Origin of the sequence: Neobacillus phoenicis (assembly GCF_047302305.1) — a bacterium.
GTDB lineage: Bacteria > Bacillota > Bacilli > Bacillales > Cytobacillaceae > Neobacillus.
Genome location: NZ_CP154847.1, coordinates 337,462 through 357,523 on the forward strand (window position 1 = coordinate 337,462; position 20,062 = coordinate 357,523).

Sequence of the window (20,062 nt, forward strand, 5' to 3'; positions counted from 1 at the left end):
ACACAATAGATGTGCGCTGTTGCTAAATATTAATTAATTACTCTTTTGAACCTACTTTTTCAGATTCAAGGCTTGGTGCATCAGGGATAATATTCAACGTATCGACTTGTTGTAAGTCATCCTCGTCTTCCGTGTCGCGCATTTCTATTTCTTCTTCATCACCAGATAGGATTTTTACATCCATACCTAAGCTCTGAAGTTCTTTAATTAATACTTTAAATGATTCTGGAACACCAGGTTCAGGAACATTTTCGCCTTTGACAATGGCTTCGTATGTTTTCACACGACCAACAACGTCATCCGACTTAACAGTAAGGATTTCTTGAAGAGTATATGCAGCACCGTAAGCTTCGAGTGCCCATACCTCCATCTCTCCGAAACGCTGTCCACCAAATTGTGCTTTACCACCAAGTGGTTGCTGTGTAACAAGAGAGTATGGTCCAGTTGAACGCGCATGAAGTTTATCGTCAACCATGTGCGCTAGTTTGATCATATACATGACACCAACGGATACTCGGTTATCGAATGGTTCTCCAGAGCGACCGTCATATAGAACAGTTTTCGCATCACGAGCCATTCCTGCTTCTTCAATTGTTCCCCAAACGTCTTCTTCACGCGCACCGTCAAATACCGGAGTAGCAACGTGAATATTAAGTGCTCTTGCAGCCATACCAAGGTGAAGCTCAAGCACCTGTCCGATGTTCATACGTGAAGGTACCCCTAATGGGTTTAACATGATATCGACTGGTGTACCATCTGGTAAATAAGGCATATCTTCTTCTGGTAAAATTCTTGAGATAACCCCTTTATTACCATGTCGGCCCGCCATTTTATCTCCTTCATGAATCTTACGTTTCTGAACGATATAAACGCGGACAAGCTGGTTAACACCTGGTGGCAGTTCGTCGCCATCTTCACGATTGAAGACTTTAACATCATGAACAATACCGCCGCCGCCATGTGGCACACGTAATGATGTATCACGTACTTCACGGGCTTTTTCTCCAAAGATTGCATGTAAAAGACGTTCTTCAGCCGTTAATTCTGTCACACCTTTTGGCGTTACTTTACCAACTAGAAGGTCACCATCTTTTACTTCGGCACCTGTACGAATAATACCGCGCTCATCCAGGTTACGAAGTGCATCTTCACCTACGTTTGGAATATCACGAGTAATTTCTTCAGGTCCTAGCTTTGTATCACGAGATTCTGACTCATATTCTTCAATATGAATGGATGTATACACATCATCTTTTACAAGACGTTCACTCATAATGATCGCATCTTCATAGTTATAACCATCCCAAGTCATGAAGGCAACTAGTACGTTACGTCCAAGGGCTAACTCTCCTAGTTCCATTGAAGGACCATCAGCAAGGATTTCGCCTTTTTTCACTCGGTCACCAACAGCAACGATTGGACGTTGGTTGTAGCAAGTACCTTGGTTAGAACGGATAAACTTTAATAAACGATATTTCTTCAGATCGCCTTTTACTTCTTGGCCATCCACTTCTTTCATTTCACGAACCCAAACTTCACGAGCTTCAACGTGCTCTACGATACCGTCTGTCTTACAGATGACGGCTGCACCGGAGTCTTTTCCTGATACATATTCCATACCTGTACCAACTCTTGGAGCCTCTGGCTGCATAAGTGGTACTGCTTGACGCTGCATGTTCGCACCCATCAAGGCACGGTTGGAGTCATCGTTTTCTAAGAACGGAATACAAGCTGTTGCGGCAGAAACAACCTGTTTTGGCGATACATCCATATAATCGATACGGTCGCGATTAACAACAGTGTTCTCACCACGGAAACGCGCAACAATATCTGCATCAATAAACGATCCATCATCACCAAGACGGGAATTCGCCTGTGCAACTACATAATTATCTTCTTCATCTGCAGTTAAGTAATCGATACGGCTTGTTACCTTGCCAGTGTCAGGATCAACACGACGGTAAGGTGTTTCAATAAATCCGAAACGGTTTACTTTTGCATAAGATGATAATGAGTTGATCAAACCAATGTTTGGACCTTCCGGCGTCTCAATCGGACACATACGGCCATAGTGGGAATAGTGAACGTCACGAACTTCAAATCCTGCACGCTCACGTGTTAAACCACCAGGTCCGAGTGCTGATAGACGACGCTTATGCGTTAACTCAGCAAGTGGATTTGTTTGATCCATGAACTGAGATAACTGGGAGCTTCCGAAGAACTCCTTAATTGACGCGATAACAGGACGAATATTGATTAGCTGCTGTGGAGTGATTGTTGCCGTATCTTGAATAGACATTCTTTCACGTACTACACGTTCCATACGGGATAAACCGATACGGAATTGATTTTGCAACAATTCACCAACAGAACGAAGACGTCTGTTACCTAAATGGTCGATATCATCTGTATCACCAACTCCATGCAATAAGTTGAAGAAGTAGCTGATGGAAGCAATGATATCTGCAGGTGTAATATTTTTAATTGGCTCTGCCACATAGGCATTACCCAATACATTAATTACTTTTTCATTTTCATCACCAGGTGCATAAATCTTAATTCCCTGTAAAGTGATTTCATCTTCAACCACACCGCCAACAGGATTGAAGCCTTTGAAATTAATGTTTTTTTCAAGAGCAGGAATAATTCTATCAAGGTTTCTTCTATCTAGAACAGTTCCCTTTTCAGCAATAATTTCACCTGTTTCAGGATCGGCAAGCGATTCTGCTAAACGTTGGTTAAATAAGCGGTTTTTAATATGAAGCTTCTTGTTAATTTTATAGCGTCCTACATTTGCAAGATCGTAGCGCTTTGGATCAAAGAAACGAGAAACTAATAAGCTTTTTGCATTATCAACTGTAGGTGGTTCACCTGGACGTAGACGCTCATAGATTTCAAGAAGCGCTTTATCCACACCTTCTGTGTTGTCCTTCTCAAGAGTATTACGAATATACTCATTGTCACCGATCAATTCAATGATTTCTTGATCAGAGCCGAAGCCTAATGCACGCAAAAGAACCGTAACGGGCAGTTTCCGAGTACGATCTATTCTCACATATACGACATCTTTGGCATCTGTTTCATATTCCAGCCAAGCGCCGCGGTTCGGAATTACAGTTGCTGTAAATCCTTTTTTTCCATTCTTATCAAGTTTTCCACTAAAGTAAACGCTCGGTGAACGCACTAATTGTGAAACAATAACGCGTTCTGCCCCATTAATGACGAACGTACCAGTTTCAGTCATAAGTGGGAAATCACCCATGAATACATCTTGATCTTTTACTTCGCCTGTTTCTTTGTTTACAAGACGTACTTTTACACGTAATGGAGCAGAATATGTAACGTCCCGTTCTTTTGATTCTTCTACAGAATACTTTGGATCGCCAAGGCTGTAATCAATAAATTCCAGTGATAGGTTACCAGTAAAGTCTTCGATCGGTGAAATATCCTGGAACATTTCACGCAATCCCTCATCCAGAAACCATTGATATGAAGAGGTTTGGATTTCAATAAGATTTGGTAATTCTAAAACTTCACTGATTCGTGCGTAACTTCTTCGTTGGCGGTGTCGTCCATACTGAACTAGTTGACCTGTCAACTGATTCACCCCTCAAATCAAGCGTTTTTTAAAAATCTATTAACGTCTACCGGAAGGAAAAAATACCCCTTCTCATTAGACAAAAAGAAAAAGGGTTTTTTACTCAAAAACCACATTTTCACATTTTGACTATTATTTTGTCATCATTTCCTTCTTATCCATATTTTATACTATAAACTTCAGTATTTTAAGGAATAATTCGGAAATTATTATGATGGCATTTTATAATGCTACCACAACAGAAATTCCAAGTCAACTACTTTATCGCTTTAATAATAAAATAGCCCTTGGATTTGTCAATAGTCTCTACTTCGGAAAATAGTGTCTTTAATTTTTCAATAGCTGATGGTGCACCTTGCTTCTTTTGAATAACTACCCACAGTTCACCAGTCGAAACAAGATGATTATAGCTTTGTTCAAAGATATCATGCACTGTCTGTTTTCCCGCTCTTATAGGCGGATTGGTTAAGATAGCAGCGAAATTGGATTCTTTCACGCTTACCAGCCTATCACTTTCATACACTTTAACATTTTCGATCTTGTTTAATGCTGCATTTTCCTTTGACAGTTGAATCGCTCGTTCATTAACATCTACCATATGAACCACACGATCATGATATTGTTTCGCAATAGACAAGCCAATTGGGCCGTAGCCGCAGCCTACATCCAGAACAAATCCTGCTGTCTGAGGCATTTCAAAAGACTCAATTAATAAACGTGAGCCAAAATCTACTTCTCTTTTTGAAAAAACACCGTTATCCGTTTTAAAACGGAAAAGGTTATTTTTTAACGTAAAGTCCCAAAACTTAGGATCACTTTCAACCTTTTGGGTACGAGAATAGTAGTGTTCAGACATAGAGCTCACCTCCCGAGGAGTATATAATGAAGAAAAACGAGGAATTCCTTTTAACTATTCAAAGCACTTCCGCTTTTAAAATAGCCAAAAAAAGCCCGCTTATACAGCGAGCTTTTCTATATGGTTATTACTTAACTTCAACGTTAGCTCCAACTTCATCAAGCTTAGCTTTGATTGCTTCAGCATCTTCTTTAGACACGCCTTCTTTGATTGCCTTTGGAGTGTTGTCAACAAGATCTTTTGCTTCTTTAAGACCAAGGCCTGTGATTTCACGAACAACCTTGATAACTTTGATTTTTTGATCTCCAGCGCTAGCAAGGATTACATCAAATTCAGTTTGCTCTTCAACAGCAGCAGCACCAGCGCCGCCAACCATTGCTACAGGAGCAGCAGCAGTTACGCCGAATTCTTCTTCGATTGCTTTTACAAGATCGTTAAGTTCTAAAACAGTCATAGATTTAACTGCTTCAATGATTTGTTCTTTAGTCATGATTAAATTTCCTCCTTAGTTTTGGTTACGTTTTATTTTGTTAGGCTGTTAGTATTAACTTACGCGCCTTGTTCTTCTTTTTGATCTGCCACTGCTTTTGTAGCAAGAGCAAGATTGCGAATTGGAGCTTGTAGTACGCTGAGTAGCATAGAAAGCAAGCCTTCGCGTGATGGTAGGTCAGCAAGAGCTTTAATTTCTTCAGCCGATGCGACGTTTCCTTCAATTACACCCGCTTTAAGTTCAAGCGCTTCGTGCTTTTTAGCAAAGTCATTCAAGATTTTAGCTGGCGCTACTACATCTTCAGTACTAAACGCGATAGCGTTTGGACCTGTTAATGCATCATTTAAGCTAGAAAGCTCAGCAGCATCAGCAGCACGGCGTACCATTGAATTCTTGTAAACTTTAAATTCAACGCCTGCTTCGCGAAGTTGTTTACGAAGTTCAGTTACTTCTCCAACTGAAAGACCACGATAATCAACAACGACAGTTGATACACTTGCTTTTAACTTATCAGTAATTTCGTCAACTAATTGTTTTTTTACTTCGATTGCACTGCTCATCTTTACACCTCCTGTAGATTATCTACATTTATACCAGGCAAGTAAAAGCCTCCATATCGATCATAAGACATGGAGGCAGCATACAACAGCCGAAAGATTTCAGCCAATTCTATCGCATTACCTCGGCAGGTTATTAAGCTATAATGCCCCTGCTGTCTACAGTACAAATGTTTATTATATTAAACAACAAAATACATTATATAAAATGCATTTCAGAATGTCAATTGGTAAAAATTACTTAACTGTGACTGAAGAAGGATCTACCTTCACGCCAGGTCCCATAGTTGAAGCAACTGTAACGTTCTTCATATAAGTACCTTTTGCAGCTGAAGGCTTAACTTTAAGCAATGTTTCAAACACAGTTCGGAAGTTTTCAACAAGCTTTTCGTTTTCGAAAGATGCTTTACCGATTGGTACATGAATGTTACCAGACTTGTCAACACGGTATTCAACTTTACCTGCTTTGATTTCGTTGATCGCTCTTGTTACATCAAATGTAACTGTACCTGTTTTAGGGTTTGGCATTAAGCCTTTAGGTCCTAATACACGTCCAAGTTTACCAACTTCACCCATCATGTCAGGAGTTGCTACGATTACATCAAATTCAAACCAACCTTGTTGGATTTTGTTAATGTATTCAGAATCACCTACATAATCAGCACCAGCTGCTTCTGCTTCTTTCACTTTCTCACCCTTCGCGAATACTAAAACGCGTTGAGTTTTACCAGTTCCGTTTGGAAGCACAACTGCACCACGGATTTGTTGGTCAGCTTTCTTAGGGTCAACACCTAAGCGGAAAGCCACTTCAAGAGTAGCATCAAATTTTGTGTAGTTAGTTTTCTTTGCAAGATCAATTGCTTCTGCAACTGGGTATGCTGTTAAACGATCTACAAGCTTTGCAGCTTCTAAATACTTTTTACCTTTTTTAGCCATTTTTATTTCCTCCTAGATTGTGGTTTTAGCGGAATAACCTCCCACGAATAAAGGTTGCGCAATAACGCAACCCCACTCCTTACAACAATAAAAACTTACATGGATTAATCTTCGATTACGATACCCATGCTGCGTGCAGTACCTTCAACCATGCGCATTGCTGCTTCAACGCTAGCTGCGTTTAGGTCAGGCATTTTTTGTTCCGCAATCTCGCGTACTTTATCACGCTTTACTGTTGCTACTTTATTACGGTTAGGCTGGCCTGAACCAGACTGAATTCCAGCTGCTACTTTCAAAAGAACGGCAGCAGGAGGAGTTTTCGTAATAAATGTAAATGAACGGTCTTCAAATACCGTGATTTCAACAGGGATAATCAAACCAGCTTGATCTGCTGTACGGGCGTTAAATTCTTTACAGAATCCCATGATATTAACACCTGCTTGACCTAGTGCAGGACCAACCGGTGGCGCTGGATTAGCTTTACCAGCAGGGATTTGCAATTTAACCATTTTAATTACTTTTTTAGCCACGAGACACACCTCCTTAAAGTCCGTGATGTGGTTAATGGGGTTTTTACCCCTCCCACTCAACAATAGTCTTTATATTATAATCATAAAGAACTTTACAAAAGTCTTGTCTCCATTGGAGACATACTGACCTATGAAATATTACCACTTTTTAAAAATGATTTCAAGTTTTTTTACAATATCAGTTTATTTTTCTTTAAAAAACAGCTTATCAAGGTATTTCTTAGAGCTTCTCAATCTGTGTAAAATCAAGCTCAACCGGAGTATCTCGGCCAAACATATTTACCAGAACTTTAAGTTTCGCTTTATCTTTGTCCATTTCTTCAACAGATCCAGTGAAGTTTGCAAATGGACCTTCTTTTACGCGGACTGTTTCGCCGATTTCATAATCGACATCCACACGTTTTTCTTCAACGCCCATGCGCTTCAGTAACACGGTTACTTCTTCCGGTAATAGTGGTGTTGGCTTCGAACCTGAGCCAGCCGAGCCAACAAATCCAGTGACACCTGGTGTATTACGCACGACATACCATGAATCATCTGTCATGACGATCTCAACAAGTACATATCCAGGGAATACTTTTCGTTTAACTACCTTTTTCTTACCGTTTTTGATTTCTGTTTCTTCTTCTTCAGGAACAACTACGCGGAAGATTTTATCCGACATGCCCATTGATTCGACACGCTTTTCTAAGTTGGCCTTTACTTTATTTTCATAACCCGAGTAAGTATGGACTACATACCAATTCTTTTCCATTTAAGAGGACTAGACGTCCGTCCCTCCCTATTTCTTTGAGATAATAACTATTTTCAGCTCTGTTATCCTCGGCTGATTTCCACTCCAGGCGCGAGCGGTTCGTGGGTGTTTCGGCGAGCCTCCTCGGCGCTTGCGCCTGCGGGGTCTCCCCTGAACCATACTCCCACAGGAGTCTTCGCACCTTCCGTTCCAATCAACTAAAAGTAACTTGGCCAATTTTTTAAGCAAATAAAAAACCCGTCAAAACGGGCTTTTAGCTAAAATTTCCTTTGATGTTTACCATTATACCATGAAAGTTGGTTTATTATTCAAGAATTAAGCGAATCAATTTTGAAATTCCTAAATCAAGAACAGCAAAGAATGCTGCGAAAAAAACAACAGTAGATAAAACGGTAACAGTAGAACGAGTCAGCTCACTACGTTTTGGCCAGCTAACCTTTCTCATTTCACGGAAGACATCACTGAAGAACTTCGTTATGCGTTGCATATCTGTAACCCCCAAAATCTAAAAATAACTGCAAAGATCTATCTAAATTATTTTGTTTCCCTGTGGATTGTATGGGTAGCGCAGGTTTTACAGAATTTTTTCAATTCCAATCTTTCTGTTTGCTCCTGCTTGCTGATGGTCGAATAATTCCTAGAGCCACAATCAGCACATGCAAGAATTACTTTTTTACTCATATTCGACACCTTCAAACAAATTTCTTTTACATCATCCAAAATGTAACATGACCCCTCATTAAAGTCAATAACATTGGGAACGGATTCACAAGAACGCCATTTCCTCTTTTTGTTAATTTATAGAGAGAATTCACGAATTTCTAAATAACGTTCTAGTTTCCGTTTCACGCGTTGTAGAGCGTTATCTATGGATTTTACGTGACGATTTAGCTCTTCTGAAATCTCCTGATAGGATTGGCCATCTAAATAGAGGGCCAGTACCTTTCTTTCTAAATCGCTTAATAATTCAGTCATTTTAATCTCTATGTGATCAAATTCTTCTTGATTAATAATCAATTCTTCCGGGTCCAATACCTTTGCACCTGATAAGACATCCATCAGCGTGCGATCAGACTCTTCATCATAGATAGGCTTGTCCAGAGATACATAAGAGTTTAATGGAATGTGTTTCTGCCTGGTTGCAGTCTTAATGGCAGTAATAATCTGACGTGTGATACACAGCTCGGCAAATGCTTTAAAGGAGGTAAGCTTGTCCTCACGGAAGTCACGAATTGCCTTATAAAGCCCTATCATACCCTCCTGAACAATATCTTCCTTATCTGCTCCAATTAAAAAATAGGATCTTGCTTTTGCACGTACAAAATTACGATACTTATGGATTAAATAATCCAACGCTTCACTATCACCTTGGTGCACTAAATCGACTATTTCTTCATCTTCCATTACGAAAAAATGTTCGTTGACCTTTGTCCCGAAGTCCGTACTCAAGTAGATCCCCTCCACCGAACAAGCATAGATACTAATATTATACATTAGAAAAATTTTGAAGTCTATCGCTCATTTCTGTCCTCTGCGCCATTTTTCAAAAATTTCTGCAAGTTCATCACTAATCGGTATCTTGGATACGGGCTTTTTTTCTTGAATCTTCTTTACTCTCTTCTCAATTCCCTTTTCTATCGATGACATTTCAATCAGCAGTTCACGAGCGGATTTTCTTAAGGCGCCTTGTCCAAAAATGGCCCATTGCTCTGTAAAATCGGATGTCGCCACATGAATTTGTGTTCTCCGATTGCTCAGACTAATAGCCATTTTTTCAATCCGCTCATCTGCCGTCTCATTTTCTTTTGTAAAAATCACTTCTACCTTATGATTTTTATACTTTTTTTCTGTTCCTTGAACATAATGGGCATCAAATACAACAATGACACGGAAACCAGAGAACGCTTGATATTCAGCCATTCTTTCCACCAAGCGATCCCGTGCAGCAGGTAAATCCCGATCCTTCAATTCCCTAAGCTCTGGCCATGCTCCGATAATGTTATATCCGTCGACAAGCAGAATATCCATAAACTACCTCTCGAGAGGATTTCTTTTACTATATACCTCATACATAAGCAATGATGCAGCAACAGAGGCATTTAGAGAGGTTACTTTTCCTACCATTGGCAGATTGATAAGGAAATCACATTTATCCCGAATAAGTCGTCCCATTCCTTTTCCTTCACTGCCTATCACTAAGCCAAGCGGAAGCGTTCCATCCAGCTGACGATAATCTAATTCTCCCTTAGCATCCGTACCAGCAATCCATAATCCTCGTTCCTTTAATTCATCGATGGTCCGTGCCATGTTCGTTACACGTACCACTGGTATATATTCAATTGCTCCTGTAGAAGCTTTGGCAACCGTGGCTGTTAACCCCACAGCTCTGCGCTTTGGAATAATAATTCCATGGGCACCTACTGCATCTGCTGTTCGCATAATAGATCCAAGATTATGAGGATCCTCAATTTCATCTAACAATAAAAAGAAAGGTGTTTCATTCTTCTTTTCTGCTGCGGCAAACAAATCATCGATTTCTGCATATTGATAGGCTGCTACATAGGCTAAGACTCCCTGATGATTTTCATCTGCAATTTGGTCGATTTTTTTCTTTGGTACAAACTGAACAAGCACATTGGCTTCTTTTGCTAATTGGGTAATTTGCTGCATTTGACCGCGCTGTGACCCTTCAGCAATTAAAATTTTGTTAATATCCCTTTCCGACTTAAGGGCTTCTATGACTGGATTTTTTCCAACGATGTACTCCTGGCTCATTCAACAGTACCTCCTTTCTGCTCTTCTACATAGGAAAAGGCTCTTTTAATTAGCTCTTCTAACCGCTCTTTATAACCTTGTAAAAATAAATATCCCATTAATGCCTCAAAGGCCGTGCTGTATCGATACGTTTGAACATCTGTGTTTTTGGGAACAGTCCCCGATTTCGCATTTCTGCCGCGCATGACTACAGCCATTTCCTCCTCAGTAAGGAGCTGGTCATTCATCATTTGAAAGAGAATATGACACTGGGCCTTCGCCGACACGTATTTGGTTCCAGCACGGTGTAAATGATGCGGTCTTACCTTCCCACTGTAGAGAAGGTGACGTCTAACATACGTTTCAAAGACCGCATCTCCCATGTAGGCAAGTGCAAGGCTATTTAATTGTTTGGCGTCCACTGTTTCTTCATAGTCAAGCATGCATTAGCCCCTTTTCCATCTGGTTCCTTGTGGCGTGTCCTCTAGAATGATATTCATTTCCTTCAGTTGGTCCCGAATTTGGTCAGACAATTGAAAATTTCGATCCTTCCTTGCCTGGTTTCTCTTTTCAATCAGCGCATCGATTTCTTCGTCCAGCAATTCTTCACTTTCTAGCGTTAACCCTAACACTTGGAATAATTCTTGAAATTGAGCTGTAAATGCATCAATCACTGCTACCGAAGTATTTTTCTCTAAAAGATAATAATTCGCAAGTTTGGAGAGATCAAACAATACAGAAATGGCTTTTGCTGTGTTAAAGTCATCATCCATTGCCTCAATAAACTGCTCTTTTGCTGCTGTAATATTATCGAGCCACTCTTGATTGTTATCAGTTAAATCCGTGCTTACTTCTCTACGATGCTGCAAGTTTTGATAGGAAGTGGTTAATCGTTCAAATGCCGCTTTCGTGCTTTCCAATAATTCTTCACTGTAGTTGATTGGGTTTCGGTAGTGTACCGATAACATAAAAAATCTTAACACTTGTGGATTATGCTTCTTAATAATGTCATGTACAAGGACGAAGTTCCCAAGTGATTTTGACATTTTTTCATTATCGATATTGATATACCCGTTATGCATCCAGTAACGAGAGAATAGTTTTCCACTCAAAGCTTCCGATTGAGCAATTTCATTTTCATGATGCGGGAAGGTTAAGTCCTGTCCGCCAGCATGAATGTCAATCGTTTCACCGAGATACTTTTTGGCCATTGCTGAGCATTCAATATGCCAGCCTGGTCTGCCAAGTCCCCATGGGCTTTCCCAGAAGATTTCTCCTTCCTTCGCCGCTTTCCACAGAGCGAAGTCTAAGTCATCTTGTTTTTTATCTCCAACTTCAATTCTCGCGCCGACACGCAGTTCATCTATCGATTGATGAGAAAGCTTGCCATAATCATCAAAGTGTCTTGTGCGGAAATAAACATCCCCCTCTGATTCATAGGCATAACCTTTTTCAATTAACTGGCTGATAAATTCAATAATGATATCCATATTTTCCATTACTCGCGGATGGACATCTGCTTTTGCACATCCTAATGCCGTAACATCTTCAAAGTAAGCATTAATAAATCGGTCAGCAATCGTCGGTACATCTTCCCCTAATTGATTGGCTGCACGAATCAATTTATCATCTACGTCTGTAAAATTTGAAACGTATTGGACATCGTAATCACGATACTCTAAATAGCGTCTTACCGTATCGAAGACAATTGCCGGGCGTGCATTTCCTATATGAATATAATTATAAACCGTCGGACCGCATACATACATTTTCACTTTTCCTTCTTCAAGCGGTACGAATGCTTCTTTTTTCCGAGACAGTGTATTATAAATTTGAATGGCCATTTACTTCGATCCTTTCTTTTCTTAATCCATCTAGTTCCTGCTTTAAGAGATTAAGTTCATTTTCCAATTCTTTAAACCGATCTGCAATTGGATCTGGCAGATCACAGTGATTTAAATCCTTATCCTTTTTAATCCTCTTTCCATCCTGAATGACCACTCTTCCAGGAACCCCAACCACTGTAGAGTTTGGCGGCACTTCCTTTAAGACAACAGAACCGGCACCAATCTTCGAGTTCTCACCGATAGTAATGGAACCGAGCACTTTTGCACCTGTTGCGATGAGGGCATTATCCTTAATCGTTGGATGACGTTTTCCCTTTTCCTTACCCGTTCCTCCAAGGGTAACGCCTTGAAACACGGTCACATTATCACCAATTTCGCATGTTTCCCCAATAACAACTCCCATGCCATGGTCAATAAAAAATCTTCTGCCTATTTTTGCCCCAGGGTGAATTTCAATACCCGTAAAGAACCGGCTTATTTGAGATATAACCCTGGCAATGAAAAATAACTTTTTCTTAAAAAAAGCGTGTGCAAGCCGATGAGCCCAAATGGCATGTAAGCCTGAGTATGTTAAGATAACTTCTAAATAACTTCTTGCTGCAGGATCTTGTTCAAAAACAACCTCAATATCTTCTTTCATCATTTTGAACATTGCCATTACTCCCCCTTAGTTTAGCTCTATCTTTAAGAAATTAAAAAAGCGCCCCTGTCGATACGACAGAGACGCTTGTGCGTGGTTCCACTCTGATTAGGCAGTCACTTTACCTACACTTCCACTGTATGAGTAGTGTAGTAGAGCTATTTGTTGCCTCACTCTTACTTGTTAACGGATGGTTCCGCCCATATCTACTAGAGTTGACTCTTTCGAAATGGGGCTCAGAGGGGCACTTCAAAAAATGAGGGGCCTAAACCACTTTCAGCCGGTGATGGTTTTCTCTTTAAAGCATCATTTTTTTACTTTTCCTCTTCTACGCTTTTGAAATATTAAATTATTTATACTTACTATATTACATTTTTATCTCAATGTTAACCAATAATTTGATTAATTCGCATTTGGACTTTTTGTTTTCCTAACAGCTCAATCGCTTGTGGAAGATCTGGTCCATGTGTCTGTCCTGTGACTGCTGCACGGATTGGCATAAAGAGATTTTTTCCTTTTTGACCAGTAGATTTTTGTACTGCTTTCATCGCTGCCTTTATGCCTTCGGCTTTAAAGCTTTCCAATTGATCCAGCTCAATGGAAAATGCCTTTAAGACTTCAGGAACTGTTTCTCCTGTTAGAATTTCCTTCGCATCTTCTTCGTATTCAGCCTCGTCTTTAAAGAACATGTCCGAAAGTTCAACAATTTCAGCACCAAAGCTCATTTTTTCCTGTAAAAGTGAGACTAGGCCCTTTACCCAATCATGCTGTTCATCAGTCATATTTTCACTTATACGACCAGCTTTGATTAAGTGTGGCAATGATAGCTCGACTACTCTGTCTAGCTCCACTTTTTTCATGTATTGATTGTTCATCCAAGTAAGCTTTTGCTTATCAAATAATGCTGGTGACTTAGAAAGTCGATCCGCATCAAATATTTCAATAAATTCTTCTTTAGAATATAACTCTTCTTCGCCAGCTGGAGACCAGCCAAGTAAAGTAATAAAGTTAAATAGTGCTTCTGGGAGATATCCTAATTCCTCATATTGCTCAATGAACTGAATAATGGATTCATCACGTTTGCTTAGCTTTTTACGGCTTTCATTTACAATCAATGTCATGTGTCCAAAGACCGGTGGCTCCCAGTCTAGTGCCTCATATACCATTAATTGTTTTGGCGTATTAGAAATATGGTCGTCCCCACGTAGTACGTGTGAAATCTTCATAAGGTAATCGTCGATTGTCACCGCAAAGTTATAGGTTGGAGTGCCATCCTTTTTAATGATTACCCAGTCACCCATTCCCTCTGATTCAAAGGAAACCGTACCTTTTACCATATCGTCAAAGGTGTAAGTTTTTCCTTCAGGAACAGCAATACGTATGCTTGGCTTGCGGCCTTCACTTTCTAAACGTTCACGATCTTCAGGAGTTAAATGACGGCATTTACCGGAATAATGCGGAGTTTCTCCTCTTTCTGTTTGGGCCTCACGCTCCGCCTCCAACTCTTCTTCTGTACAATAACATTTATAAGCATGACCGTTCTCTAGTAATTGCTTGTAATAAGTTTCATAAATATCATTTCTTTCGGATTGACGATAAGGGCCGTATTCTCCACCTACATCGACACTTTCATCCCAATCCATGCCAAGCCATTTTAAATATTTAAGCTGACTTTCTTCTCCACCCTCTATATTCCGCTTTTTATCCGTATCTTCAATCCGGATAATAAATTTTCCTTGCTTGCTGCGTGCAAACAAATAATTGAATAATGCGGTCCGGGCATTTCCAATATGTAAATGTCCAGTAGGACTTGGAGCATATCTTACACGAACTTCGTTTGACATTTGTACATGGCCTCCGTGCTTAATTAATATAGTTTCAATTGACTATTTTATCACTGTATAGGATTTCAATAAAGACTATTCATTTACCTTCTTCAATAAAACTACAGCTTGTGAGGCAATCCCTTCTCCCCTGCCGGTAAAACCTAGTTTTTCAGTTGTCGTTGCCTTCACATTGATTTGTTCTGGAGAGGCTTCAAGCAGCTCAGCAATTCGATTGCGCATTTGTTCAATATAGGGAGCCATTTTTGGTTTCTGTGCAATAATTGTACAATCCGCATTCACTAGCTCATACCCCTTCTCCTTCACTAGCTGCCAAACATGCTCCATCAGCTTTGCTGAGTCTGCATCCTTGAAATCGGGATCCGTATCAGGAAAATGCTTACCAATATCACCTTCCCCAATTGCACCAAGACACGCATCGGAAACGGTATGTAATAATACATCTGCATCCGAATGACCTAAAAGGCCCTTTTCATATGGAATGGTAATCCCCCCTATGATTAGCGGGCGTCCTTCTGTTAATTGGTGGACATCAAATCCCTGGCCAATTCGAAACATTTAGCAAAACTCCTTTTCTCTCTTTTTCAATATCGCCTCAGCGAAGTATAAATCTTCTGGTGTAGTCAGTTTAATATTGTCGTAATCTCCTTCTACAATGGAAACCGGTTGATGCAATCGTTCAACTAAACTCGCATCATCTGTTCCAACAAAGGCATCTATTTTTGCCTTTTCGTATGCCTCCTGCAATAACGAAATACGAAAAGCTTGTGGGGTTTGTACAGCCCACAAGCTTGAACGTTCGACGGTTTCCACTACGACACCATCTTGTACCTTTTTCATGGTGTCTTTAGCTGGTACTCCAATAATCGCAGCACCTGTTTCGCGCGCCTTTTCAGTTAAACGTTGGATTTGCCCTTTTTGAATAAAGGGACGTGCAGCATCATGAACAAGAATAGTTCCATCGTTTTTGACCGTTTGGAGGGCATTATAAATGCTATGCTGACGTTCCTCTCCACCCGGCACCAAGTTGATTACCTTCGTTACGTTATACTTATTTAGTAACTCTTTGAATTCCATTTCATCCTGGGGGTGAATAGCTAAGATCATCCCCGTGCAAGCTTCATCCTCTTCAAATACCCTTAAGGTATGAATGAGCACTGGTACTCCATTAAGCTCTAATAAAAGCTTATTTTTCCCCGCTCCCATTCTTTTTCCCTGACCTGCAGCCGGGATAATGACTTGGTAAGTCATAAAAAAACCCCACTCTACTTTTCTATAGCGCTTTTTCTAATAATTTCGGTTTGGCGAAGATCATACGGCCGGCAGAGGTTTGTAGCACACTTGTTACGAGAACTTCGATTCTCTTACCAATATATTCTCTTCCTTCTTCCACTACAATCATTGTTCCATCGTCTAAATAAGCAACGCCCTGGTGATATTCCTTACCATCCTTGATCACTTGAACTGTCAACTCTTCACCTGGAAGGACAACCGGTTTCACTGCGTTTGCTAAATCATTGATATTTAAAACCGTCACGTTCTGTAATTCACACACTTTATTAAGGTTAAAATCATTTGTAACGAGAATACCATTTGTTAACTTAGCTAGTTTCACTAGTTTTGAGTCTACTTCACTTATTTCTTCAAAATCTCCCTCGTAAATTTCAACTTTAATGGCGAGTTCTTTTTGAATTCGATTTAAAATATCCAAGCCTCGTCTACCACGGTTTCGTTTAAGAACATCAGAAGAGTCAGCAATATGCTGTAATTCCTCGAGAACGAACTGAGGAATGACAATTGTCCCTTCTAAAAATCCAGTCTGGCAAATATCAGCTACCCGGCCATCAATAATGACGCTTGTATCTAATATTTTTAATGCCTTGCCGGCTGCCTTTTCTGCTTCTTCATCGCCCGCTTTTTTCTTATGACCGCGGTTTCCAAACAGCCCTAATAGTTCATCCCGTTTCTTAAAACCTACTTGGAATCCAAGGTAGCCAAACAATAAGGTTAACAAAATAGGAGCAACTGCATTTAAGATTGGCACTTGAACAGCATTTAACGCAAAGCCAACTAAGAAGGCAACAAATAACCCAAAAATAAGGCCCAAACTACCAAAAAGGACATCCGTTACAGGAATTTTTACTAACGAATCTTCCGCCCATTTAATAAAATTAAAGACGTAATCTACTGCCCAAAAGGTAATAAGATAAAAAATAATAGCCCCTAAAATAGCAATAACATAAGAGTTATTAATCACTGGAATGTCATTTATATGAAGAAGTCTGAACAATTCCGGTAATAACAATATTCCTAGCGTACCTCCCATAATGAGGAAGCATGCCTGCACAATACGTTTTAACATTCCTTCACCTCCTCTAATTCATTATAAACATATTCTTAAAATTGAAACGTTAATTTGATGATTATTTTTCCAAAATGTAAATCGTTTGAAATATATTCGTTATGAGAAAAGGAATAATGGTTACTCCCCATAGGTTAGCACTGGAAAAAATCATTGTCAAACAATTGGAAATTCCCGTTCATTCTCTATTTTTCCTTTTGACTTTGTTAAACTTGTCTGTTGTTTTCCGCTCCAGGCACTTCGCTTTCCGTGGGTGTTTCGGCGAGCCTCCTCGGCGCTTGCGCCTGCGGGGTCTCCCCTGAACCATACTCCCACAGGAGTCTTCGTGCCTTCCGCTCCAATCAACAGGGTATAAAACCTTAACACAGCCATCCTTATAGATGGCGATCGGTATATAAGCGATCCTTGACTAATTTAAACCCTTCCTTGATCTTTTTAGCCCGGACTTCACCAATCCCGTCCACTTCATCTAGCTCGTCTACTGATGCAGTCATAATTTTTGATAGTTCTCCAAAGCTGCTAATCAAGTTTTCAATAATGATGGACGGCAGTCTCGGAATTTTATGAAGGATCCGATAGCCACGGGGTTTCTTATTTTCATCCAAATGAACATAACCAAGGTAGCCCATTAATTTTAATAAAACGGTATCCTCGATGTTTCCACTGGCAGTCATTGCCTGCATTCGTTGCAGAACCTCACGGGCCTTAATATCGCGTTCGAATGCATAATCTTTAATGATTAAGAGTGTTTCTTCTTCCAATTCCGTTAATATTTCATTCATCTGCAACCGAATGAGCCGTCCCTCTGTTCCTAGTTCATGCAGAAAGGATAATAGTTCATTTTTTATCTTTAACACCATTTCAAAACGATGAAGGACAAGCAAAAAGTCGTTGTATGTAACCGACTCCTCAAATTCAAGAATACTTAAGTTTGTTATACTATGCTCCAGCACTACCTTATACTTTTCTAGCGTCTGAATCGCTTGGTTCGCTTTTGTTAAGATGACAGAGATATCTTTTAAGGAATAGCGGAAATTCCCTTGGTAAAGGGTAATGACATTTCTTCTTTGTGAAATGGCAATGACAAGTGATTTCGTTTGTCTAGCTACTCGTTCAGCCGTACGATGCCGCATGCCTGTTTCGGTCGAGGATATTTCTGAATTGGGGGCAAGCTGGGCATTAGCAAAAAGAATCTTATTTCCTAATTCGTTTAAAATAATAGCACCATCCATTTTTGCTAATTCATATAAAAAGCTTGGTGAAAATGGACAATTAATCTCAAAACCACCATCGACAATACTTTTCACCCTGTCATTGTAACCCACGACAATCAGCCCGCCTGTATTTGCTCTTAGAACATTATCAATCCCCTCGCGAATAGGTGTCCCTGGTGCAATAAACTGTAATACCTCATTTATTGATTGTTCACCAAGCTTTTTATTTTCCATCTGCTACCCTCCCAACGTTGCCTTGAGTGCTTCACTAACTGAAGATACGCCTATTAGTTGGACTCCCTCTGGTGCCTTCCATCCTCCTAAATTGTTTGCTGGTAAAATCACTCGTTCAAAACCTAATTTTGCGGCTTCTTGAACGCGCTGCTCAATTCTTGAAACCCTTCTTACTTCACCCGTTAGCCCGACCTCGCCAATAATACAGTCAGTCGGTCTTGTTGGCTTATCTCTAAAACTGGAAGCAATACTAACTGCAACAGCTAAATCGATTGCAGGTTCATCTAATTTGACGCCCCCTGCAACTTTTAAATAGGCATCCTGGTTCTGCAAAAGCATACCCACTCTCTTTTCTAAAACCGCCATTAACAGTGGTACACGGTTATGGTCAATACCCGTTGCCATTCTTCGTGGGTTACCAAAGCTAGTTGGTGAAATTAACGCTTGAATTTCAACTAACACAGGCCGTGTACCTTCCATCGAAGCTACTACGGTCGAACCTGCCGCTCCACGGGAACGTTCTTCCAGGAAAATTTCCGATGGGTTCTCTACTTCATCGAGGCCAAATTCCTTCATTTCAAAAATGCCCATTTCATTTGTAGAGCCAAAGCGATTCTTCACAGCCCTTAAAATCCGATAGGTGTGATGTCTTTCTCCCTCAAAATAAAGAACCGTATCTACCATGTGCTCTAACAACCTAGGCCCCGCTATAGACCCTTCCTTTGTTACATGACCCACGATAAAAATAGCAATTCCTTTGGTTTTACCTATTCTCATTAATTCAGACGTACATTCACGAACCTGTGATACACTTCCTGGTGCAGATGTCACATCTGGATGAAAAATTGTTTGGATCGAGTCAATAATAACAAAACTAGGATTCGTACTTTCAATCGTGCGGTTTATTTCATCAAGATTGGTCTCTGAGTATACCAGTAAGTTTTCTGATGCAATGCCTAATCGTTCCGCACGAAGCTTTGTCTGCCGTAATGACTCCTCACCAGATATATATAATACCTGATTCCCTTTATTTGCTAACTGCGAAGATACTTGCAGCAAGAGAGTCGATTTCCCTATTCCCGGGTCTCCCCCTATTAAAACCAATGAACCCTTAACCACACCACCGCCTAGTACACGATTCAGCTCATTTAAGTCAGTTAATATTCTCGGTTCATTTTCCATCTCAATAGATGTAATGGGCATTGGTTTGGTTAAGATATTTGAACCGCTTGGAGAATGGGCAAACGCTCCTCTTCTTGTTGTACCCGTTACTTCAACCTCTTCAACCATCGAATTCCATTGTCCGCAGCCTGGACATTTCCCCATCCACTTGGGAGACTCATATCCGCACTCCTGACACATAAACTTTGTTTTTCGTTTTGCCATCGTTTTTCTACTACCTTTCCATAAATCCCAAAAATGAAAAAAGAGGTACACGGTTTGACT

General features: G+C 40.2%; 21 protein-coding genes and 2 other annotated features. All 21 genes read right to left on the reverse strand.

Annotated features, from left to right (window positions below):
* Nucleotides 1-37 precede the first annotated feature (37 nt).
* The 21 genes from rpoB to radA all read right to left on the reverse strand — a co-directional run bounded on the left by rpoB (nucleotide 38) and on the right by radA (nucleotide 20,002).
* Nucleotides 38-3,598 (reverse strand): DNA-directed RNA polymerase subunit beta, encoded by a 3,561-nt coding sequence (gene rpoB, locus AA0X95_RS01735; RefSeq protein ID WP_413304690.1) that lies wholly within the window; start codon nucleotides 3,596-3,598, stop codon nucleotides 38-40.
* A gap of 256 nt (nucleotides 3,599-3,854) precedes the next feature.
* Complete coding sequence (locus AA0X95_RS01740) at nucleotides 3,855-4,454, reverse strand: class I SAM-dependent methyltransferase (RefSeq protein ID WP_413304692.1); 600 nt, start codon at nucleotides 4,452-4,454, stop codon at nucleotides 3,855-3,857.
* A 127-nt stretch (nucleotides 4,455-4,581) separates the two neighbouring features.
* Nucleotides 4,582-4,944, reverse strand: coding sequence for a 50S ribosomal protein L7/L12 (rplL, locus tag AA0X95_RS01745; RefSeq protein WP_066321249.1), 363 nt, complete (start codon nucleotides 4,942-4,944; stop codon nucleotides 4,582-4,584).
* A gap of 59 nt (nucleotides 4,945-5,003) precedes the next feature.
* A complete protein-coding gene (rplJ, locus tag AA0X95_RS01750; RefSeq protein ID WP_413304695.1) occupies nucleotides 5,004-5,504 on the reverse strand; it encodes a 50S ribosomal protein L10 in 501 nt (166 codons plus the stop codon).
* 33 nt (nucleotides 5,505-5,537) lie between these two features.
* Nucleotides 5,538-5,684, reverse strand: a sequence feature (ribosomal protein L10 leader region).
* 54 nt (nucleotides 5,685-5,738) lie between these two features.
* Complete coding sequence (gene rplA / locus AA0X95_RS01755; RefSeq protein WP_413304697.1) at nucleotides 5,739-6,437, reverse strand: 50S ribosomal protein L1; 699 nt, start codon at nucleotides 6,435-6,437, stop codon at nucleotides 5,739-5,741.
* Nucleotides 6,438-6,541: 104 nt separating this feature from the next.
* Complete coding sequence (gene rplK / locus AA0X95_RS01760; RefSeq protein ID WP_043931588.1) at nucleotides 6,542-6,967, reverse strand: 50S ribosomal protein L11; 426 nt, start codon at nucleotides 6,965-6,967, stop codon at nucleotides 6,542-6,544.
* A gap of 220 nt (nucleotides 6,968-7,187) precedes the next feature.
* Nucleotides 7,188-7,721: a transcription termination/antitermination protein NusG gene (nusG, locus tag AA0X95_RS01765; RefSeq protein WP_413304702.1), complete on the reverse strand. Its 534-nt coding sequence runs from the start codon at nucleotides 7,719-7,721 to the stop codon at nucleotides 7,188-7,190.
* 304 nt (nucleotides 7,722-8,025) lie between these two features.
* The gene (gene secE, locus AA0X95_RS01770) at nucleotides 8,026-8,208 is read right to left on the reverse strand and encodes a preprotein translocase subunit SecE (RefSeq protein ID WP_413304705.1); all 183 of its coding nucleotides are present in this window, start codon (nucleotides 8,206-8,208) and stop codon (nucleotides 8,026-8,028) included.
* A 47-nt stretch (nucleotides 8,209-8,255) separates the two neighbouring features.
* Entirely contained in the window at nucleotides 8,256-8,402 is a 147-nt protein-coding gene (gene rpmG, locus AA0X95_RS01775) for a 50S ribosomal protein L33 (RefSeq protein ID WP_308081580.1), read from the reverse strand.
* Between the two features lie 117 nt (nucleotides 8,403-8,519).
* Nucleotides 8,520-9,170, reverse strand: coding sequence for an RNA polymerase sporulation sigma factor SigH (gene sigH / locus AA0X95_RS01780; RefSeq protein ID WP_335544677.1), 651 nt, complete (start codon nucleotides 9,168-9,170; stop codon nucleotides 8,520-8,522).
* Nucleotides 9,171-9,239: 69 nt separating this feature from the next.
* Nucleotides 9,240-9,749, reverse strand: coding sequence for an NYN domain-containing protein (locus tag AA0X95_RS01785; protein ID WP_413304710.1), 510 nt, complete (start codon nucleotides 9,747-9,749; stop codon nucleotides 9,240-9,242).
* Between the two features lie 3 nt (nucleotides 9,750-9,752).
* Nucleotides 9,753-10,496 carry a 23S rRNA (guanosine(2251)-2'-O)-methyltransferase RlmB gene (gene rlmB, locus AA0X95_RS01790; RefSeq protein WP_413304712.1) on the reverse strand — a complete coding sequence of 248 codons (744 nt, stop codon included), beginning with the start codon at nucleotides 10,494-10,496 and terminating at the stop codon, nucleotides 9,753-9,755.
* Nucleotides 10,493-10,918, reverse strand: a complete 426-nt coding sequence (locus tag AA0X95_RS01795; protein WP_413304715.1) for a Mini-ribonuclease 3 — start codon at nucleotides 10,916-10,918, stop codon at nucleotides 10,493-10,495. Before AA0X95_RS01795 ends, rlmB begins: the two co-directional genes overlap by 4 nt.
* 3 nt (nucleotides 10,919-10,921) lie before the next feature.
* Nucleotides 10,922-12,319: a cysteine--tRNA ligase gene (gene cysS / locus AA0X95_RS01800; RefSeq protein ID WP_413304717.1), complete on the reverse strand. Its 1,398-nt coding sequence runs from the start codon at nucleotides 12,317-12,319 to the stop codon at nucleotides 10,922-10,924.
* Nucleotides 12,300-12,974: a serine O-acetyltransferase gene (gene cysE, locus AA0X95_RS01805; protein WP_413309803.1), complete on the reverse strand. Its 675-nt coding sequence runs from the start codon at nucleotides 12,972-12,974 to the stop codon at nucleotides 12,300-12,302. Before cysE ends, cysS begins: the two co-directional genes overlap by 20 nt.
* Before the next feature lie 64 nt (nucleotides 12,975-13,038).
* Nucleotides 13,039-13,302, reverse strand: a binding site (T-box leader).
* A gap of 46 nt (nucleotides 13,303-13,348) precedes the next feature.
* Complete coding sequence (gene gltX, locus AA0X95_RS01810) at nucleotides 13,349-14,806, reverse strand: glutamate--tRNA ligase (RefSeq protein ID WP_413304719.1); 1,458 nt, start codon at nucleotides 14,804-14,806, stop codon at nucleotides 13,349-13,351.
* A 75-nt stretch (nucleotides 14,807-14,881) separates the two neighbouring features.
* Nucleotides 14,882-15,364 (reverse strand): 2-C-methyl-D-erythritol 2,4-cyclodiphosphate synthase, encoded by a 483-nt coding sequence (gene ispF / locus AA0X95_RS01815; protein ID WP_413304722.1) that lies wholly within the window; start codon nucleotides 15,362-15,364, stop codon nucleotides 14,882-14,884.
* Nucleotides 15,365-16,057, reverse strand: a complete 693-nt coding sequence (gene ispD, locus AA0X95_RS01820) for a 2-C-methyl-D-erythritol 4-phosphate cytidylyltransferase (protein ID WP_413304725.1) — start codon at nucleotides 16,055-16,057, stop codon at nucleotides 15,365-15,367.
* A 22-nt stretch (nucleotides 16,058-16,079) separates the two neighbouring features.
* Complete coding sequence (locus tag AA0X95_RS01825; RefSeq protein ID WP_413304727.1) at nucleotides 16,080-17,168, reverse strand: PIN/TRAM domain-containing protein; 1,089 nt, start codon at nucleotides 17,166-17,168, stop codon at nucleotides 16,080-16,082.
* 374 nt (nucleotides 17,169-17,542) lie between these two features.
* On the reverse strand, nucleotides 17,543-18,616 hold the full coding sequence (disA, locus tag AA0X95_RS01830; RefSeq protein ID WP_413304729.1) for a DNA integrity scanning diadenylate cyclase DisA: 1,074 nt from the start codon (nucleotides 18,614-18,616) through the stop codon (nucleotides 17,543-17,545).
* Nucleotides 18,617-18,619: 3 nt separating this feature from the next.
* Entirely contained in the window at nucleotides 18,620-20,002 is a 1,383-nt protein-coding gene (gene radA / locus AA0X95_RS01835; protein WP_413304731.1) for a DNA repair protein RadA, read from the reverse strand.
* Nucleotides 20,003-20,062 lie beyond the last annotated feature (60 nt).

Bases quoted from the DNA above. Each gene is read 5' to 3' on its own strand.
- rpmG (WP_308081580.1), bottom strand. From the start codon at position 8,402: ATGAGTAAAAAAGTAATTCTTGCATGTGCTGATTGTGGCTCTAGGAAT.
- rplL (WP_066321249.1), bottom strand. From the start codon at position 4,944: ATGACTAAAGAACAAATCATTGAAGCAGTTAAATCTATGACTGTTTTA.
- ispD (WP_413304725.1), bottom strand. From the start codon at position 16,057: ATGACTTACCAAGTCATTATCCCGGCTGCAGGTCAGGGAAAAAGAATG.
- cysE (WP_413309803.1), bottom strand. From the start codon at position 12,974: ATGTTCAAAATGATGAAAGAAGATATTGAGGTTGTTTTTGAACAAGAT.
- rplJ (WP_413304695.1), bottom strand. From the start codon at position 5,504: ATGAGCAGTGCAATCGAAGTAAAAAAACAATTAGTTGACGAAATTACT.
- radA (WP_413304731.1), bottom strand. From the start codon at position 20,002: ATGGCAAAACGAAAAACAAAGTTTATGTGTCAGGAGTGCGGATATGAG.
- AA0X95_RS01795 (WP_413304715.1), bottom strand. From the start codon at position 10,918: ATGCTTGACTATGAAGAAACAGTGGACGCCAAACAATTAAATAGCCTT.
- disA (WP_413304729.1), bottom strand. From the start codon at position 18,616: ATGGAAAATAAAAAGCTTGGTGAACAATCAATAAATGAGGTATTACAG.
- secE (WP_413304705.1), bottom strand. From the start codon at position 8,208: ATGCAACGCATAACGAAGTTCTTCAGTGATGTCTTCCGTGAAATGAGA.
- AA0X95_RS01825 (WP_413304727.1), bottom strand. From the start codon at position 17,168: ATGTTAAAACGTATTGTGCAGGCATGCTTCCTCATTATGGGAGGTACG.
- rplA (WP_413304697.1), bottom strand. From the start codon at position 6,437: ATGGCTAAAAAAGGTAAAAAGTATTTAGAAGCTGCAAAGCTTGTAGAT.
- cysS (WP_413304717.1), bottom strand. From the start codon at position 12,319: ATGGCCATTCAAATTTATAATACACTGTCTCGGAAAAAAGAAGCATTC.
- rlmB (WP_413304712.1), bottom strand. From the start codon at position 10,496: ATGAGCCAGGAGTACATCGTTGGAAAAAATCCAGTCATAGAAGCCCTT.
- AA0X95_RS01785 (WP_413304710.1), bottom strand. From the start codon at position 9,749: ATGGATATTCTGCTTGTCGACGGATATAACATTATCGGAGCATGGCCA.
- nusG (WP_413304702.1), bottom strand. From the start codon at position 7,721: ATGGAAAAGAATTGGTATGTAGTCCATACTTACTCGGGTTATGAAAAT.
- gltX (WP_413304719.1), bottom strand. From the start codon at position 14,806: ATGTCAAACGAAGTTCGTGTAAGATATGCTCCAAGTCCTACTGGACAT.
- ispF (WP_413304722.1), bottom strand. From the start codon at position 15,364: ATGTTTCGAATTGGCCAGGGATTTGATGTCCACCAATTAACAGAAGGA.
- AA0X95_RS01740 (WP_413304692.1), bottom strand. From the start codon at position 4,454: ATGTCTGAACACTACTATTCTCGTACCCAAAAGGTTGAAAGTGATCCT.